The organism is Suttonella sp. (assembly GCF_056855035.1).
In genome coordinates, this window is record NZ_JBXGGR010000007.1 from 1 (window position 1) to 16487 (window position 16487).

Sequence of the window (16487 nt, forward strand, 5' to 3'; positions counted from 1 at the left end):
CAATTACGCCGGACAGAGGCAAGGAATTTGCCAAACACAAACATTAGGCGCAGCCTTTTATTTTCCTGAGCCGCATCAGCCGTGGCAAAGGGGGACAAATGAAAATACAAACGGGTTGCTCAGGGAGTATTTCCCCAAGCAACAGGATATAAACCGGTGGAGCGATGATTATATTCAATCGGTCGTTGATAAATTAAATCTACGACCGAGAAAGTGTTAGGCTGGAAAACACCTTATGAAGTTTACTTTAAAAAACTATTGCACTTGGTTTGACAATTCAAGGCCTGAAAACTTATCTTGTAGAATAAAAGCTGTCAATATTTAAGTGTAAATTAATTTAAGCAATGCTTAATATTGAAAGCTGTTAAGGCATCATGTTTTACGAATGATGTTTTTCTAGCCTATGATTGAATGTCATCTGTTTTTCAGGAGAAACTAAGGAGAAATCACCATGTTCCGATTTGCCCACCCCGAACAAACGCCCTTGCGCCAAGCAGTGACCGAGGCTTACCGCCGCGATGAAATCGAAGCCGTGCAGGATATGCTGCAACAGGCGCAGATGAGTGATGAAGAGCGCCGTGCCGCCGATGATTTGGCACGCCGTTTGGTTACCCAAGTGCGCGCCAGCCGCCGCAAAGCCAGCGGCGTGGATGCGCTGATGCACGAATTTTCGCTGTCCAGCGAAGAAGGGGTGGCGCTGATGTGCTTGGCAGAAGCCCTGCTGCGCATTCCCGATAATGCCACGCGCAATAAACTGATTGCCGACAAGCTTGCGGACGGCGATTGGCAAAGCCATTTGAACAACAGCCCGAGCCTGTTTGTGAACGCCGCCGCTTGGGGCTTGCTGATTACCGGCAAACTGACCAATGCACCCAGCAGCGAATCGCTTTCAGGCAGCCTGAAAAACATGTTGAACAAAGGCGGTGCGCCCTTAATCCGCAAAGGCGTGGACTATGCCATGCGCATGCTGGGCAAGCAGTTTGTGACCGGGCAAACCATTGAAGAAGCCTTGAAAAACGGCAAAGAACGCGAAAAACTGGACTACCGTTTCTCATTCGATATGCTGGGCGAAGCGGCGTTTACCCAAGCCGATGCCGACCGCTATTATCAGGATTACGTTACCGCGATTCACGCCATCGGCAAGGACGCGGCAGGGCAAGGCGTGTATGAAGGCAACGGCATTTCGGTGAAATTGTCGGCGATTCATCCGCGCTATTTCCGCGTCCAACACGAGCGCGTGATGATCGAACTGCTGCCGAAATTGAAGCAACTGTTTTTATTGGCAAAACAATACAATATCGGCCTGAATATCGATGCCGAAGAAGCCAACCGTTTGGAATTGTCGCTGGATTTGATGGAAGCTTTGGTGTCCGATCCCGATTTGGCCGGCTACAACGGCATCGGTTTTGTGGTGCAGGCCTACCAAAAACGCTGCCCCTTTGTGATTGATTATTTAGTGGATTTGGCGCGCCGCAATAATCAGAAATTGATGATTCGCTTGGTAAAAGGCGCGTATTGGGACAGCGAAATCAAATGGGCGCAGGTGGACGGTCTCAACGGCTATCCTGTCTATACCCGCAAAGTGCATACCGACATTTCCTATCTGGCTTGCGCGCGCAAACTGCTGGACGCGCAAGATGCCGTGTTCCCGCAATTTGCCACCCATAATGCCTACACACTGGCGGCGATTTACGAAATGGGCAAGGGCAAGGATTTTGAACACCAATGCCTGCACGGCATGGGCGAAACCCTGTATGACCAAGTGGTCGGTCCGCAAAACTTGGGCCGCCGCGTGCGCATTTACGCGCCGGTGGGTACGCACGAAACGTTGCTGGCGTATTTGGTGCGCCGTCTGCTAGAAAACGGTGCCAATTCATCGTTTGTGAACCAAATCGTCGATGAAAAAATCAGCATTCACGAACTGATCCGCAGCCCCTTCGACACCATCGCCGAACAAGGCATCCATCTGCATCCCGCTTTGCCGCTGCCGCGCGATTTGTACGGCAAAGGCCGCCAAAATTCGCAAGGTGTGGATTTGAGCAATGAACATGTGTTGCAGGATTTGCAGCAGCAAATGAACCAAGCCGCCGCGCACAGTTTTCAGGCAGCCTCGATTGTAAACGGCAAACCGCGTGAAGCGACTGCGCCGCAAGCGGTTAAAAATCCTGCCGACCATAATGACGTGGTCGGTACGTCCGCCTTTGCCGATGCCGCCTTGGCGCAAGAAGCGATTGCCGCAGCGGTGGCGGCGCAAACGGCTTGGCGCCAAACGCCGGCTGCCGAACGCGCTGCCTGCCTGCGCCGTTTTGCCGATTTGATGGAACAGCACACGCCTGCATTGATGATGCTGGCGGTGCGCGAAGCCGGCAAAACCCTGCAAAATGCGATTGCCGAAGTGCGCGAAGCGGTGGATTTCTGCCGCTACTATGCCGACGAAGCCGAGCAAACGCTGCCTGAAAGTGCAAAAGGTGTCGGCACGATTGTCGCCATTAGCCCTTGGAACTTCCCGCTGGCGATTTTTGTCGGCGAAGTGGCGGCGGCATTGGCTGCCGGTAATACCGTGGTCGCCAAACCTGCCGAACAGACCAGCCTGATTGCCCATTATGCTGTGCAGCTACTGCATCAGGCAGGTGTGCCGTCCGAAGCCTTGCAGCTGGTATTGGGCGCAGGCGAAGTGGGTGCGGCACTCACGCAAGATGCGCGTATCGGCGGCGTGATTTTCACCGGCTCGACCGAAGTGGCGCGCCTGATTAACCAAAGCTTGGCCAAACGCGAGGACAACCCCGTGCTGATTGCCGAAACCGGCGGCCAAAATGCCATGATTGTCGATTCCACCGCCTTGGCCGAACAAGTCTGCGCCGATGTGCTCAATTCCGCCTTCGATTCGGCCGGCCAACGCTGCTCGGCGCTGCGTATTTTGTGCGTGCAGGAAGACGTGGCCGAGCATATGATCGGCATGATTAAAGGCGCGATGAACGAATTGCGTGTCGGCAACCCGATGCGCCTGAACACCGATATCGGCCCCGTCATTGATGCCGAAGCGCAGCAAAACCTGCAAAACCACATCGACAAAATGAAAACGGTCGCCAAGTCTTATCATCAGATTAAGCTGCCTGAATACGCCGACAATGCCACCTTTATCGCCCCGATTTTGTTTGAACTGAACAATTTAAACGAATTGCAGCGCGAAGTGTTCGGCCCCGTGCTGCACGTGGTGCGCTACCGCGCCGACGAACTGGACAGCATCATCGATCAAATCAACGGCAAAGGCTACGCGCTGACCCACGGCGTACACAGCCGCATCGACGGCACGGTGGAACACATCAGATCGCGCATCGAAGCCGGCAACGTGTACATCAACCGCAACATCGTCGGCGCAGTGGTCGGTGTGCAACCCTTCGGCGGACACGGTCTGTCAGGCACCGGTCCGAAAGCCGGCGGCCCGTTCTACTTGCAAAAACTCAGCGGCATCACGCACTGGAAACAGCCGACCCTCAGCCGCATCGGCAGCGCCGACGAAACCGGCTTGGCACGCATTCAGGCCCAATTGCACCAATTGCCGCTAACGCAAGAACAAAAACTGGCCTTGGCCGGCATCTCCGGACAAGCCCGCCTGCAAACCCTGCGCGGAGCAGAAAGCGTACTCACCGGCCCGACCGGCGAGCGTAATGTGCTCAGCTGGCATGCCCCGAAAAAAGTATGGCTCTACGGCGGCGATTTACAGCAGGCCTTTGCCGCATTGACCGTATTGGCCGCTTCGGGCATGGAAGCGATTGTTGCCGCCGATTCCCCCTTAGCCGCCCACCAAGCCGGCTTGGAAGGCCTAATCCGCATCAGCGCCAATCCGCCGGCAGAAGGCATCAGCCATGTGATTGCCTTGGAAAACCTGCCGCTTGCCATCAAACAGCAGCTTGCCGGCAGCGACGGCGCCTTGGTGAAAATCCTGCCTTCCGAACAAGGCGTGGACGTGTTGCAACTATTTGAAGAAATCTCATGCAGCATCAACACCACCGCCGCCGGCGGCAATGCCAGCCTGATGGCGATGGAGGATTAACATGCTTAAAAAATCAGGCTGCTTAAAGAGCAGCCTGATGTTCTGGATATTTCAAGCGGCAAAATGCCACCGCCTGATGCAATACGATAATAATCCTTTGCTTTATTGCATTTTTACTTTCCATACACCGTTATCTTTAACGACATCAATCGGCTTGCCGCTTTTTACTTTACCGTCATTAGTTTCGATTTTCAGCACAACGCTTGCCTGAGTCTTATCGCTGTTGTAAGTCACTTTTTCCGCTGTGATTTTTTTGATTCCGCCTTGTTTTTTCAGTTCTTCCTGCATGGCATTAAAGACTTGTTCCAATAAGCTCAGACCAAAAGGATTATTGACTTCCGCAGGCAGATAAGCGATGGAAAGGGCTTTTTTAACATCGCCTTGAGAGAGTTCGGTAAAGAAGGTTTCCGCCGCTTCGGCAGGGGCTTCTTTGCCGCAGGCGGTTAAAAGCATCAGGCTTAATGCGGATAAGGCAAGGAGCTTTTTCATGATTTTTCCTATGTGATGAATGAAGCGGTTTACTATAAATTATGGCGATTAAAAATCAAGTATTAAGCGGGAGGATGTGATGAGAAGCGGCGCAGAACTGATTATGTCGTGAATGTTCAAATCAACAGGGCTGTAAAGCGCGATTTCGCCGACCGGCTCAAACCATAGTGCGGCAAAATACCAATCAGGGGCTAAAGCAGCGCTGAGCCAAGTGCGGACAAGGCGCGGCGACGGACTGCGAATGGCGATACCTTCGGCGAAGGATTCTTGTGTTTCCCAAGTAAAGCCGATGGCGGGCATATCGCTTGGGAAGCGCAAATCCTGTCCTTTGATGAGCGCTTCTTTGACTGTCCATAGGCGGTAAAACAATTCTTGCTGCGCCTTTGTTTCGAGATGACGCAGGCGTTGGATTTCTTCTGCCGAGCAGGTTTTTTCTGCCAGCGCAAGGTAGTCGCGTTGGCGGAGATGTTCCAAATCTATGCCTGTTTTGCTGGCGCCGACGGCAATCAGGCTGTGTCCGTTTTTATGGCTGAGGCAGAGTTTGGCGTTTGGATAGTGCTGTCTGGCGATGTGTTTGCCGACGCGCGAGGTTTGCCAGCTAATGCTTTTGGCGAGTTGCGGGCTTTGTATTAGGCGCGCTTGGTCTTGTTCGTCCAGTCGGCAGTGGCGGTAATATGCCGCAAGTTGCGGCGGGCAATAAAATAGGGCGGCGGTCATGGTTAAGGGTAAAAAAGCGCAGAGTAGGCGCTTTTGCAGGCGAAGGCAAGCGCGGATTTTTCGCGTTCTGCATTTGTGCTATCTTAAGACGGTTTTCAGATATCTATGGCCTATGCCTGAAGATAAGGGTAAAACAGCATCTGTAGGAAAATGACTTGATAGGAAAAGGAGTGGCGATGAACTTACGTTCTGTATTCGGTTTGGTTTTATGGTCGATGATCGGATTTTTTAGCTTTGCTTTGCTGATGGGGACTTTTTATACGATTGATGAGGGCGAGAGAGGCGTAGTGCTGTCTTATGGCAAGTTTGAAAAAATTGCCGATGCCGGTTTGCATTTTAAAATTCCCATGGTCAATAAGGTGGTAAAAATTCCTGTGCGCACGACAACGGGAACTTTGGATAAAGTGCTTGCCTATTCTTCCGATCAGCAGCCTGCCGATATTACGGTATCTATTACTTTAGCGGTATCGGAGAGCGGCGTGGGGGAGCTGTATCAGCAATTCAAAAATTTGGATAATGCTTATCAGCTGGCAGTCGTGCCTTTAGTGAAGCAGGAATTAAAGACGGTGTTTGGGCAATATACGGCTTTGCGGGCGGTGCAGCAGCGTGAGAAGCTTAATATTGATGTTGAGGTGGCGGTGGAGAAAATTCTTCAGCCTTATCCCTATCTGATTTTGCGCGGCGTACAGATTGAAAACATCGATTATTCCAAGGCTTATGAACAGACGATTGAAGACCGCATGAAGGCGGAAGTGGAAGTCGAGCGTTATAAGCAGAATTTGGAGCGTGAGAAAGTGGAGGCGCAAATCGCGATTACGCGTGCGGAAGCAGAAGCGGCGGCGAAAGTGAAATTTGCCGAAGGCGAGGCAAAGGCGATTGCTTTACGCGCTCAAGCGGAAGCGCAGGCGATTCGCGAGAAATCGGAGGCATTGAAGGAAAATCCGAATATTATCGCTTTGATGCAGGCGGAAAAATGGAACGGACAACTGCCGAGCACGATGCTGCCTAATGGCGCGGTGCCGATGTTGACGGTGCCTAAGCAATAATTTGCGCGCAGCGAAAGGCGGCGGGAATCCTGCTCTTAAGCGCATTTTTCCTTGCCCTTTGGGCTTGCCGTGATATGATGCGCTGGCTTTGGTGATGCCTTGGCATATAGCTAGTGAATTTATCTATTAATAAGGAGTCTAATAAGAATGAGCAAATCCCAATCACTGCAAGATCCGTATTTGAATGCTTTGCGCCGCGAGCGCGTACCTGTATCGGTGTATTTGGTTAACGGCATTAAATTGCAGGGACAAATCGAGTCTTTCGATGCCTTTGTCTTGTTGCTGCGCAATAATATTTCTCAAATGGTGTATAAACACGCGATTTCTACTATCGTGCCTTCGCGCAATGTGCGTTTCGGCGACGAGGCGGAGCAAGAAGAAAGCGCAGAGCCTGAAATCGGCAATGCGGCAGCGGCTCCGGCAGCGCATAGCGATCCTTTGTATTAATTTATTCTTATGCCGGTAAGCGCAGTGCCGCTTGCCGGCTTTATTGCGTATTCAGGAGAGAAAATTTTTGTTTGAGCGTCCGCAAACAGGAGAAAAAGCCGCATTGATTCAGGTTGATATTAATCGGCCTTATGAGGCGGCGGTGGAAGAAGAATTTCATTTGCTGGCGGCTTCTGCGGGCGCGCAGGCGCTGTGGACGGCGCAGTTTTCCCGTACCGAACCCGAGCCAAAATATCTGATTGGCAAAGGTCAGGCGGAAATGATTGCAGAGGCGGTAAAGGCTCATGGCATTGAGCTGGTTATTTTTAATGCGGCATTATCTCCTTCGCAGGAGCGCAATTTAGAGAAGTTGTTTTCCGCGCGCGTTTTAGATCGCAGCGGTTTGGTCTTGGATATTTTTGCCCAAAGAGCGCGCAGTCATGAGGGAAAATTGCAGGTGGAATTGGCGCAGCTGAACCATTTATCCACGCGCTTGGTGCGCGGTTGGACGCATTTGGAGCGGCAAAAAGGCGGTATCGGTTTACGCGGTCCCGGCGAAACGCAGTTAGAGACCGATCGCCGTTTGCTCGCCATTCGGATTAAACAGTTGCAGAAAAAATTAGAAAAGGTGGAGCGGCAGCGTTTTGAAACGCGCAAAAGCCGTCATCGCCGCGATATGCCGACCGTTGCTTTAGCGGGTTATACCAATTCGGGGAAATCGACCTTATTCAACCGCCTGACGGATTCGGCGGTTTTGGCAAAGGATCAATTGTTCGCCACCCTAGACCCGACTTGGCGCAAATTGGTGCATGAGGGGCGGCAAACGATTTTGCTTGCCGATACGGTGGGTTTTGTCAGCGATTTGCCGCATGAATTGGTGGCGGCATTTAAATCAACGCTGGAAGAAACCGCTTTTGCCGATTTGATTTTAAACGTGGTGGATTATCATGATGAAGACCATATTGATCGCGAAGCGGTGGTGGAAAGCGTATTAGAGGAAATCGGCGCAGGCGATGTGCCGATGATTCGCGTGTTTAATAAAATTGATTTGAAAGACGAGTCCGCGCGCGTTTTGCGCGATGAGAAAGGCAATGCGCATACGGTTTTTGTGTCGGCTTTGACAGGGGCGGGCATGGATTTGTTAATCGAGGCTTTGCAAAGTCATTTCGGCGGACAAGAGCAGCGGGGATGGCTGTTGCTGTCGCCGCAAGAAGGGGCTTTGCGGGCGGAATTGTTTGCCTTGCAAAGCGTCGAAAACGAGACGTTTTTGGCAGACGGCGGCATGGCTTTGCAGCTTCGCCTTGCAGAAAAAGATAGGCGGCGTTTGCAATCCCAGTATAATCGCGCCATAGAATTACAGTCGCAACCAAATAGCTAATAGGTGAGTATGTTTACGATATTAACGTTAAGTCAATATATTGCGCAGCAGCGCGCCGCGCGGGGCTTGCAAATGGCGCAAGACCCTTGGGGCGGTCGGCAGGACAATCAGCAGAATGATTCGAAAAGTCGCGATCAGCCGCCGGATTTGGATGAATTGTTCAATAAATTGATTGGACGGCGCAATAGCAATGGCGGCGGTAACGGAGATAATGGCGACAATCGCCGCGGCGGAGGTGCTTTGCCGCCGATGAATTTTCAGTTTAACGGCAAATTGGCAGGCTTGGCCGGTGCAGTGCTGTTGGCATTATGGTTGGGTTCCGGCATTTATACGGTTAAAGAGCGTGAAAACGGCGTAGAAACCGTATTAGGCAAATACAGCAGTACCTCTAAATCCGGCTTGAATTGGCGGGTGCCTTATCCTTTCGGACGCGTGGAAATTGTGGATGTGCAATCGATTTCCACTATGCGCGTCGGCGAGTTTAAAACGCAGAAAGGCAGTGTGAGTACCCAAGACCAGCGCGTAGGACAAATGCTGACTAAAGACGAAAATATCGTTGAGATTGGCGCGGCGGTGCAATACCGCATTAGCGATGCCCGCGCTTTCCAATTCAATGCCGCCGATCCGGTGGAGGTCTTGGGCGATGTGGTAACCAGTGCGATTCGCGAAGTAGTGGGCGCCAATACGGTGGACGATATTTTAACCGACCGCCGCAACGAATGGCCGCAGCAGGCGCGCAAAATTATCGAAGAAACGATTGCTGCCTATGGTTTGGGGATTGAAGTCGTCGCCCTAGAATTGCAAGATGCGCGGGTACCGGTGGAAGTGCAGGATGCTTTTGAAGATGCGGTACGTGCCCGTGAAGATGAAGAACGCTTGCGTTTGCAAGCCGAAGCCTTTGCCAATGAGCGTTTGCCGATTGCCCGCGGTCATGCCGAGCAGCAGGTGCAGGCCGCTAAGGCTTATGCGGCGCAAATTGAAGCGCGCGCGGCGGCGGATGCGACGCGTTTTACGGCTTTGCTCAATGCCTATCAGCAGGATAAAGCAGCATTGCGCAGTCGATTGTATTTGGAAACCATGAGCGCGGTCTATGCGGATAATCCGAAAGTGGTGCTGGAAGGCGATGCGACGCCGATTATCAATATGAACGGCATGGCAAACGATCAAACAGGGCAGAAATTGCTGGAGCAAATCGCCGCCGCGCATCAACAGGCGGAGCAGCAAACAGGCAATCACAGCGCAAATTCGAATGTTAATCCGCAAAACAGCAGTAGCACGTCTGCATCCGGCAATGCCGCCGCTCAAGACGAACGCAGCCGTTTGCGCAGCCGCGGTCGCTAAGGAGAAAGTATGAAAGGATTAAAAGTTATTGGAATTCCGGCGGCAATCTTAGCGGCTTTGGTCTTTAGTGGCGCTTTTTATGTCGTCAATGAGCGACAATTGGCGGTTACCACGCAGTTCTCGCGTTTGGTTGGCACGACGGAAACCGCAGGATTGAAGATGAAAATCCCCTTTATTCAGCATGTGGAATTTTTTGACAAGCGGATTCAGCGCCTGAACGTCGATCCCGAATTGTTTTTGACAAATGAAAAGAAATATCTGATCGTCGATTATTATGTGGAATGGAAAGTAGGCGATATCCGCCGTTTTTACACCACAACACAAGGCAATTTCCAACGCGCGGCAACTTTGCTCGATCAATTGGTCAAAGACGGTTTGCGCAATGAATTTGCCCGTCGTTCGGTATCGGAAGTGATTTCGCAAGACCGCAATGCGATTATGAGCCATTTGAATAATGAGCTGAGCAAAGACAGCGAACGTTACGGCGTGGAAATTGTCGGCGTACGTTTGAAACGCGTGGATTTCTCTGATGATATCCGCGATCGCGTCTTTGAGCGGATGCGCGCCGAACGTGAACGCGTATCACGCAATTTACGCGCCCAAGGGCAGGAAAAATCACAGGGCATCCGTGCCAATGCCGAGCGCGAAGCTGCGGAGATTTTAGCTAAGGCAGATGCAGAGGCACAGGTCATCCGCGGTCATGCCGATGCGCAGGCGGCAAAAATTTATGCGGATGCTTACGGCAAAGATTTAGAGTTTTACGAGTTTTGGCGCAGCATGAATGCTTATCGTGAAGGTTTCGTCGGTAAAGGGAATAATGTCTTAGTGCTTGACCCTAATAATGATTTTCTTAAATATTTTGCGCCGGCATCGAAAGCAGACGAGGCGGCAGAGTGAGTCCTTGGCTATTGGCGGCAGTGATTATTCTCTTTTTTGAAGGCGCGATTATCGCGATTGCGCCGGAAAAATGGCAGCAGACCATGCGGCAAATTACGCAATTGCCGCCCGCTGTTTTGCGTAAAGTCGGCTGCATTTTAGTCGCCTGCGCATTCCTTTTGCTGTTTTTATTGCGGTGGACGCAGTCATGACGCGTTATTGGATGCTGCCTGAAGACGTGATTGAATTATTGCCGCAGGAAGCCTTGCATATTGAAGGCTTGAGGCGTAAATTGCTCGATAATATGGCTTTATGGGGCTATGAATTGGTCAAGCCGCCTTTGGTGGAATTTTTAGATTCTTTGCTCGCAGGTAGTGAAAATTTAGATATTCAAACCTTTAAAATCACGGATCAAGCCAGCGGGCGTCTCATGGGCGTGCGGGCGGACTTAACGCCGCAAATTGCGCGGATTGATGCGCACCGTATGGCAGGCACGGGCACGCGCCGTTTTGCTTATTGTGGCGATGTTCTGCGTACGCGCAGCGAAAGTACGCAGCCACGGCGTAATCCTTTGATTGCCGGCGCGGAATTATACGGCGTGGCAAATGTGTCCGGCGATGTGGAAGTGATGGGCTTATTATTGGATTGCATGAGCGCCTGCGGTATGGAGCAAAGCGTTTTGGATATCGGGCATTCCGCTATTTTTGCGGGATTAGTGGCTGTGCATGGATTAAGCGCCGAGGACAGCCGCATGGTAAAAGAAGCGATTAGCGGCGTGCAGCGTCCGGCTTTGTCGCAATGGCAAGTAGCGCAACGCTTTAGTGCCGCCTGTTTGGCGGATATTGCTTTTTTATTAGATGCGCCTTTGCATAGAGCGGGGTTGGCGGATTTAACACAGCAGTTCGGTGGTCGCCATGCTTTGTTCGATCAGGCAATTGCCGATTTAGAAGCGGCGGAAGCTATGTTGCGCGCGGCATTTCCGCAGCAGGAAATAGTAGTGGATGTGAGTAGCATCGGTACTTATGGCTATCATTCGGGCTTGGTCTTCGCCCTTTATGCGCAGGGGCATTATGATGCTTTGGCGCGCGGCGGTCGTTATGACGGCTTGGGCGAAGTTTATGGCAAAGCCCGTCCTGCTACAGGTTTTAGTATTGATTTGCTGACGTTAGGACAGTTATTGCCTTTGCCGGCATCTGCACAAACAGCCGAAAAACAGGCTTGGTCGCAAGATAGCAAGATTTTTCAAGATGCTTTGTCAAAAAGACGAAGCGGTATTGCAGTCATTTTTGAACATGAGGGAGAATCATGAGTACCAATTTGGTCGTTATCGGCGCGCAATGGGGCGATGAAGGTAAGGGAAAAATTGTTGATTTGCTGACGGAGAAAGCCGCAGCAGTGGTGCGTTTTCAAGGCGGTCATAATGCAGGGCATACGCTGGTCATGAATGGCAAAAAAACGGTACTGCATCTGATTCCCTCCGGAATTTTACATGAGGGCGTCGTTAGTTATATTGGCAATGGCATCGTTTTATGCTTGCGTGCTTTAATCAAAGAAATGCAGGCTTTGCAAGCGGAAGGAGTGCCTGTCAGCGAGCGATTGCGCATCTCTCCCGCCTGTGCTTTGATTTTGCCTAGCCATATTGCTTTGGATCAGGCGCGTGAGGCAGCGCGCAGCGAAGGAAAAATCGGCACGACAGGACGCGGCATCGGGCCTTGCTATGAAGATAAAGTGGCAAGACGCGGTCTGCGTTTGGCGGATTTGCACAACCCTGACTTATTCCGCCGCCGTACCACAGAATTGATGGCTTATCATAATTTCTTGTTGGAGCATTATTTGCAGGCGGAAACAGTAGCCGTTGAGCCGGTGATTGAAGAATGGTTGACTTATGCGGAAACCGTTCTGCCTATGATTGCCGATGTCAGCATTGAAATTGAGCGGCATCATCAAGCAGGCAAACATGTGATTTTTGAGGGTGCTCAAGGTGCGATGCTCGATATCGACCACGGCACATATCCCTATGTGACCTCTTCTACCACTTCTTCTGGTGGTGCGGCATCAGGCAGCGGCGTTGGCGTGCATGCGCTAGACTATATCTTGGCAATTACCAAAGCCTATACCACGCGCGTCGGTAGCGGGCCTTTCCCTACTGAACAATTGAATGACATTGGTGAACATTTAGGTAAAGTCGGACAGGAAATTGGCGCATCCACAGGGCGCAAACGTCGTTGCGGCTGGATTGATTTACCTGCTTTGCGCCGCGCGCATCTGAATTCTTCTTTTGACGGACTGTGCATTACAAAATTAGATGTTTTAGATGAATTGGAAACCGTGCAAGTCTGCACCCATTACCGTTTACGCGGCGAATTATTAAGCATTGCTCCTCTGGGCGCAGATGATTTAGCCGCCTGCGAGCCGGTATATGAAAGCGTGCCAGGTTGGCAATCTAATACTTTCGGCTTGCGTAACGAAGCGGAATTGCCGCAGAAAGCGCGCGATTACCTTGCCGCATTAGAACAATGGTTAGGACTGCCAATCGTGATTGTTTCCACTGGACCAGACAGACAACATACGATTATTCGAAAATCTTTATTAAAATAAAAAGAGGTAAATTATATGACAAACAATATTCAGCAATATCATCAAGCAGATGACGAAATTGACCTGATTGAACTTATCCGCGTTTTGTGGAAAAACAAACTGCAAATTATCGCCATTACAGCGATTACAACAATGTTAGCCGCGGCTTATGCTTTTACTGCCAAGCAGCAATGGACATCAAAAGCAACAGTCGTTGCTCCCAGACTAAGCGATATGGGTGAATATCTTGCTATTCGCCGTGAATATAATCGCATATTGCAAACGGAAGCTATCGATCCTAATGCATTGTCAGCTAATTTATTTGCCAATTTTAGCCAATTAGCACGCTCAACAGATATTAGAAACGAATTTTTTGCTCAATCTGATATTTACAAACAACTCACAGAAGGTAAAGATGAGTTTGGAAAAATTAAAGTTTTATCTGATTTAAGTAATAAGGCAACTCAATTTATTATTCCAGACGCTAAGAAAGAACCTAATGCCGTTGGTTATCAAATCTCTTTCTTCGCTGAAACGCCAGCAGAAGCACAAAAAACGCTAAAATCTTTTGTAGATTTTGTCAATGCTAAAGTTTTTAGAATGGAATTGAATAATTATTTAATTGATTTTGAGAATGTATTACAATCACTTAAATATGAAAAATTAGTACATAATGAAAATGTAGAATTGCTACAAAAAGTTCAATTAGCTTATTTGAATAAAGCCTATGAAACCGCTAATAGAGCAGGGATTGAAGATTATTATAGATTTTTCTTTGATGAAAATATTTCTAAGATTTCTCAGAATATAGCACAAGTGCAAACTCAAGCACAAACACAAGCGCAAATATTATTAGCAGATTCTCAATTATTCAATAGTAATTATCTATTTATGCTTGGTAAAAAATATTTAAGAGCACAAATTGAAGCATTAACTGAAAAAGGGAAAATTTATCCTACTCGATATTACCAAATCGACTCTCAAATTGAACAACTGGAACCATTGTTGGAACAAGCTGAGCAAATGAAGACACAAGCTTATCATTATCATGCTTCACCTGATTATCCTGTGAGAAAAGATAAGCCGAGAAGGGCGATTGTTTTAGCTATTGGTATTATGATAGGACTGATTCTTTCTTTTAGTTTTGTTATATTGAAATGTGTTTTTAAAATATCTTATATTAAAGGGAAGAGTCATACACGTTATTGATATATGAATATTATAAATAGAACAGTATTATCTAATTCTCTATGGATGATAATAGAAAAAATTATTTCCATTTTCGGGGTAATTTTTGTTACTGCATTTGTGGCTAAATATATTGGTCCAGAAAATTTTGGTAAATTAACTTTTGCTGCATCTATTTTTACAATTGTTCAAACTATATCCATGTTTGGCTTAAGTGATGTAATTTTTCAAAGAACTAGTAGAAATAGAAAATTAGGGGAAAAGATAATATATTCAATGGCTCTTGTTAGAAATATATTATTTTTTTTAATCTCCCTGATTGTTCTTGTGTTGATTTATTTTTATACAGATAAAGTTGTTTTTATTTTTTCTATTGCATCTTGTATCAGTGCATTTTTTGCCTTGCATGATGTCTATGGCATTTATTTTAATGCCATTTTGATGTCTAAAATAAATGCAATTTGTAACACAATTGGATTGCTTCTTGCATTCGCTATCCGTTATCTTATTCTCTATTTTCAACTAGATATGCTATGGTTGTCTGTGCCAATAATTACAGTAACGCTGATTCCTTTCTTGATGCGGATGTATTTTTACAAAAAAATGAAATTGAGTAATTTAGACAGCTATAAAACAAAAACTAAATTAATCCGTAATCATATGTTAGAAATAGGGAAAAAATTATTTCTATACAGTTTGTCGGTGGCTATTTTTACAAAGACCTCACAATTATTTTTAGGGATAAGCTCTCAGTATGATTTAGGCGTCTATACTGTAGCAATGACTTTAGGTTCTGGATTTTCATTCGTTGTTGGAGCATTAATATCATCTATGATGGTTCAGATTTATGTAGAACCTGATTTCGAATTAAGCCAAAAAAAAGTTGCACAATTAAATGCAATCGCAATAGTTTTTTGTATGATGAGTCTATTTTTTTTATTGATAATGGGAGAATGGATTGTTTTGTGGTTATATGGCTATGAATATTTAGCCGTTAATGAGATTTTATGGATAATGGTTTTGGTATGTTTATTCTCCAGTCTATCTACTATAGCAGAAAAATATATGTTTAAATTCAATGCTTATAACTATTTGCAAAAGAAAATTAATTTATTATTAGTTTTTAATATAATTATAACTTTTTTTATGGTAAATTTTTATGGTCTATATGGAGCGGTAAGTGCAATTTTAATCACGGAAATTTTTACAGCAACAATATTTAACTATTTTTTCAAATTTAATGGGATTGTTGTTATATGGGATATACATAAAAAGATCTTCAGTTCATCAACATATAGAAATTAGAGTTTAGAATGAAAAAAATATGTTTTTCAATTGGTAATTTAAATCATTCTAGTGGCACAGAGCGAGTAACTTCACTTATTGCGAATAGTTTATCTGAAAAGGATTTTCGAATCTATATCCTTAGTCTATGGGGTGGTGATAAACCTTTTTTTTCTTTAAATACTCTAGTAAAAACAGATTCTCTATTTTCAAAGCGAATTTCTATGAAAATAAATTATATTTCTGCTGTGTTGAAAATTGAAAAATTCGTTGAAAAAAACAATATTAATACTTTAATTTTCGTAGATAGTATTTCTTGCGTATTTACAATTCTGGCTTTATTAGGATTGAAAACAAATCATATTTGTTGGGAGCATTTCAATTTTAATTCTAATTCAGATGTCAGATTAAGGGATGTTGGTAGAAGATGGGCAGCAAAATATTGTGATTATATTTTTACCCTTACTCAAAGAGATAAAGAATTATGGGAAAATGGTTTGAAAAATATCCATGCTAAAATTATTGCGATTGTCAATCCTTCACCTTTTTTCGATATAGAACATACCTCTTCTATAAATAATAAGATTGTTTTGGCGGTAGGTAGATTAACTGAACAAAAAGGTTTCGATTTGCTAATTGATGCTTGGAAATTAGTATGTAATCAAAAAAAAGATTGGATACTATTTATTGTGGGTAATAGTGAAGATGAAAATATTCTCAAACAAAAAGTAAAAGATTATCAATTAGAGAAATTTATTAAATTTATACCTACTACTCAGGATGTTATATATTATTACAAAAAAGCATTGATATATTGCATGAGTTCAAGGAACGAAGGATTTCCTATGGTATTGTTGGATGCGCAAACTCATAATTTGCCAATTATAGCTTTTGATTATGATACGGGACCTTCAGATATTATTGAACATGGCAAAAATGGCTTACTTGTTGAACTTTTGAACATAAAAGCATTATCATTTTCTCTATTAAAAATGATGAATCTCAAGCAAAGTGAATATGATATATACATTAAAGAAAGCAACGTTAGATTTGGTAGATTTGACATTGAAAATGTTTTACTAAAATGGATGAAAATAATTTAAGGAGATTA

The 16487-nt window shown here is 46.5% G+C and carries 14 protein-coding genes and 1 pseudogene; 13 read left to right on the forward strand and 2 right to left on the reverse strand.

The window, feature by feature from the left end:
- Positions 1-273, forward strand: a pseudogene (locus ACJHVI_RS00750) (IS30 family transposase); the annotation flags it as partial.
- Positions 274-451: 178 nt separating this feature from the next.
- Positions 452-4054, forward strand: a complete 3603-nt coding sequence (gene putA, locus ACJHVI_RS00755; RefSeq protein WP_483182673.1) for a bifunctional proline dehydrogenase/L-glutamate gamma-semialdehyde dehydrogenase PutA — start codon at positions 452-454, stop codon at positions 4052-4054.
- A 102-nt stretch (positions 4055-4156) separates the two neighbouring features.
- Here putA and ACJHVI_RS00760 read toward each other — a convergent pair whose 3' ends face one another.
- Positions 4157-4543: a DUF4878 domain-containing protein gene (locus tag ACJHVI_RS00760; RefSeq protein WP_483182674.1), complete on the reverse strand. Its 387-nt coding sequence runs from the start codon at positions 4541-4543 to the stop codon at positions 4157-4159.
- 48 nt (positions 4544-4591) lie between these two features.
- A complete protein-coding gene (locus ACJHVI_RS00765) occupies positions 4592-5260 on the reverse strand; it encodes a 4'-phosphopantetheinyl transferase family protein (protein WP_483182676.1) in 669 nt (222 codons plus the stop codon).
- A 176-nt stretch (positions 5261-5436) separates the two neighbouring features.
- Between ACJHVI_RS00765 and ACJHVI_RS00770 the strand changes: the two genes are divergently transcribed.
- The 11 genes from ACJHVI_RS00770 to ACJHVI_RS00820 all read left to right on the forward strand — a co-directional run bounded on the left by ACJHVI_RS00770 (position 5437) and on the right by ACJHVI_RS00820 (position 16479).
- Positions 5437-6306, forward strand: a complete 870-nt coding sequence (locus tag ACJHVI_RS00770; RefSeq protein ID WP_483182677.1) for a prohibitin family protein — start codon at positions 5437-5439, stop codon at positions 6304-6306.
- Between the two features lie 147 nt (positions 6307-6453).
- Positions 6454-6753 carry an RNA chaperone Hfq gene (hfq, locus tag ACJHVI_RS00775; protein WP_115218818.1) on the forward strand — a complete coding sequence of 100 codons (300 nt, stop codon included), beginning with the start codon at positions 6454-6456 and terminating at the stop codon, positions 6751-6753.
- Between the two features lie 67 nt (positions 6754-6820).
- A complete protein-coding gene (hflX, locus tag ACJHVI_RS00780; RefSeq protein WP_115218819.1) occupies positions 6821-8110 on the forward strand; it encodes a ribosome rescue GTPase HflX in 1290 nt (429 codons plus the stop codon).
- Between the two features lie 9 nt (positions 8111-8119).
- The gene (gene hflK / locus ACJHVI_RS00785) at positions 8120-9451 is read left to right on the forward strand and encodes an FtsH protease activity modulator HflK (protein ID WP_483182678.1); all 1332 of its coding nucleotides are present in this window, start codon (positions 8120-8122) and stop codon (positions 9449-9451) included.
- A 9-nt stretch (positions 9452-9460) separates the two neighbouring features.
- Positions 9461-10348: a protease modulator HflC gene (hflC, locus tag ACJHVI_RS00790; protein WP_483182679.1), complete on the forward strand. Its 888-nt coding sequence runs from the start codon at positions 9461-9463 to the stop codon at positions 10346-10348.
- Entirely contained in the window at positions 10345-10539 is a 195-nt protein-coding gene (locus ACJHVI_RS00795; RefSeq protein ID WP_483182680.1) for a DUF2065 domain-containing protein, read from the forward strand. The genes hflC and ACJHVI_RS00795 overlap by 4 nt, the downstream gene beginning before the upstream one ends.
- Complete coding sequence (locus ACJHVI_RS00800; protein ID WP_483182681.1) at positions 10536-11636, forward strand: ATP phosphoribosyltransferase regulatory subunit; 1101 nt, start codon at positions 10536-10538, stop codon at positions 11634-11636. Before ACJHVI_RS00795 ends, ACJHVI_RS00800 begins: the two co-directional genes overlap by 4 nt.
- Positions 11633-12925, forward strand: coding sequence for an adenylosuccinate synthase (locus tag ACJHVI_RS00805; RefSeq protein WP_483182682.1), 1293 nt, complete (start codon positions 11633-11635; stop codon positions 12923-12925). Before ACJHVI_RS00800 ends, ACJHVI_RS00805 begins: the two co-directional genes overlap by 4 nt.
- 15 nt (positions 12926-12940) lie before the next feature.
- Positions 12941-14113, forward strand: a complete 1173-nt coding sequence (locus ACJHVI_RS00810; RefSeq protein ID WP_483182683.1) for an LPS O-antigen chain length determinant protein WzzB — start codon at positions 12941-12943, stop codon at positions 14111-14113.
- Positions 14114-14116: 3 nt separating this feature from the next.
- Positions 14117-15397: an oligosaccharide flippase family protein gene (locus ACJHVI_RS00815; protein ID WP_483182684.1), complete on the forward strand. Its 1281-nt coding sequence runs from the start codon at positions 14117-14119 to the stop codon at positions 15395-15397.
- 8 nt (positions 15398-15405) lie between these two features.
- Positions 15406-16479 carry a glycosyltransferase family 4 protein gene (locus tag ACJHVI_RS00820; RefSeq protein ID WP_483182685.1) on the forward strand — a complete coding sequence of 358 codons (1074 nt, stop codon included), beginning with the start codon at positions 15406-15408 and terminating at the stop codon, positions 16477-16479.
- Positions 16480-16487: the final 8 nt, after the last annotated feature.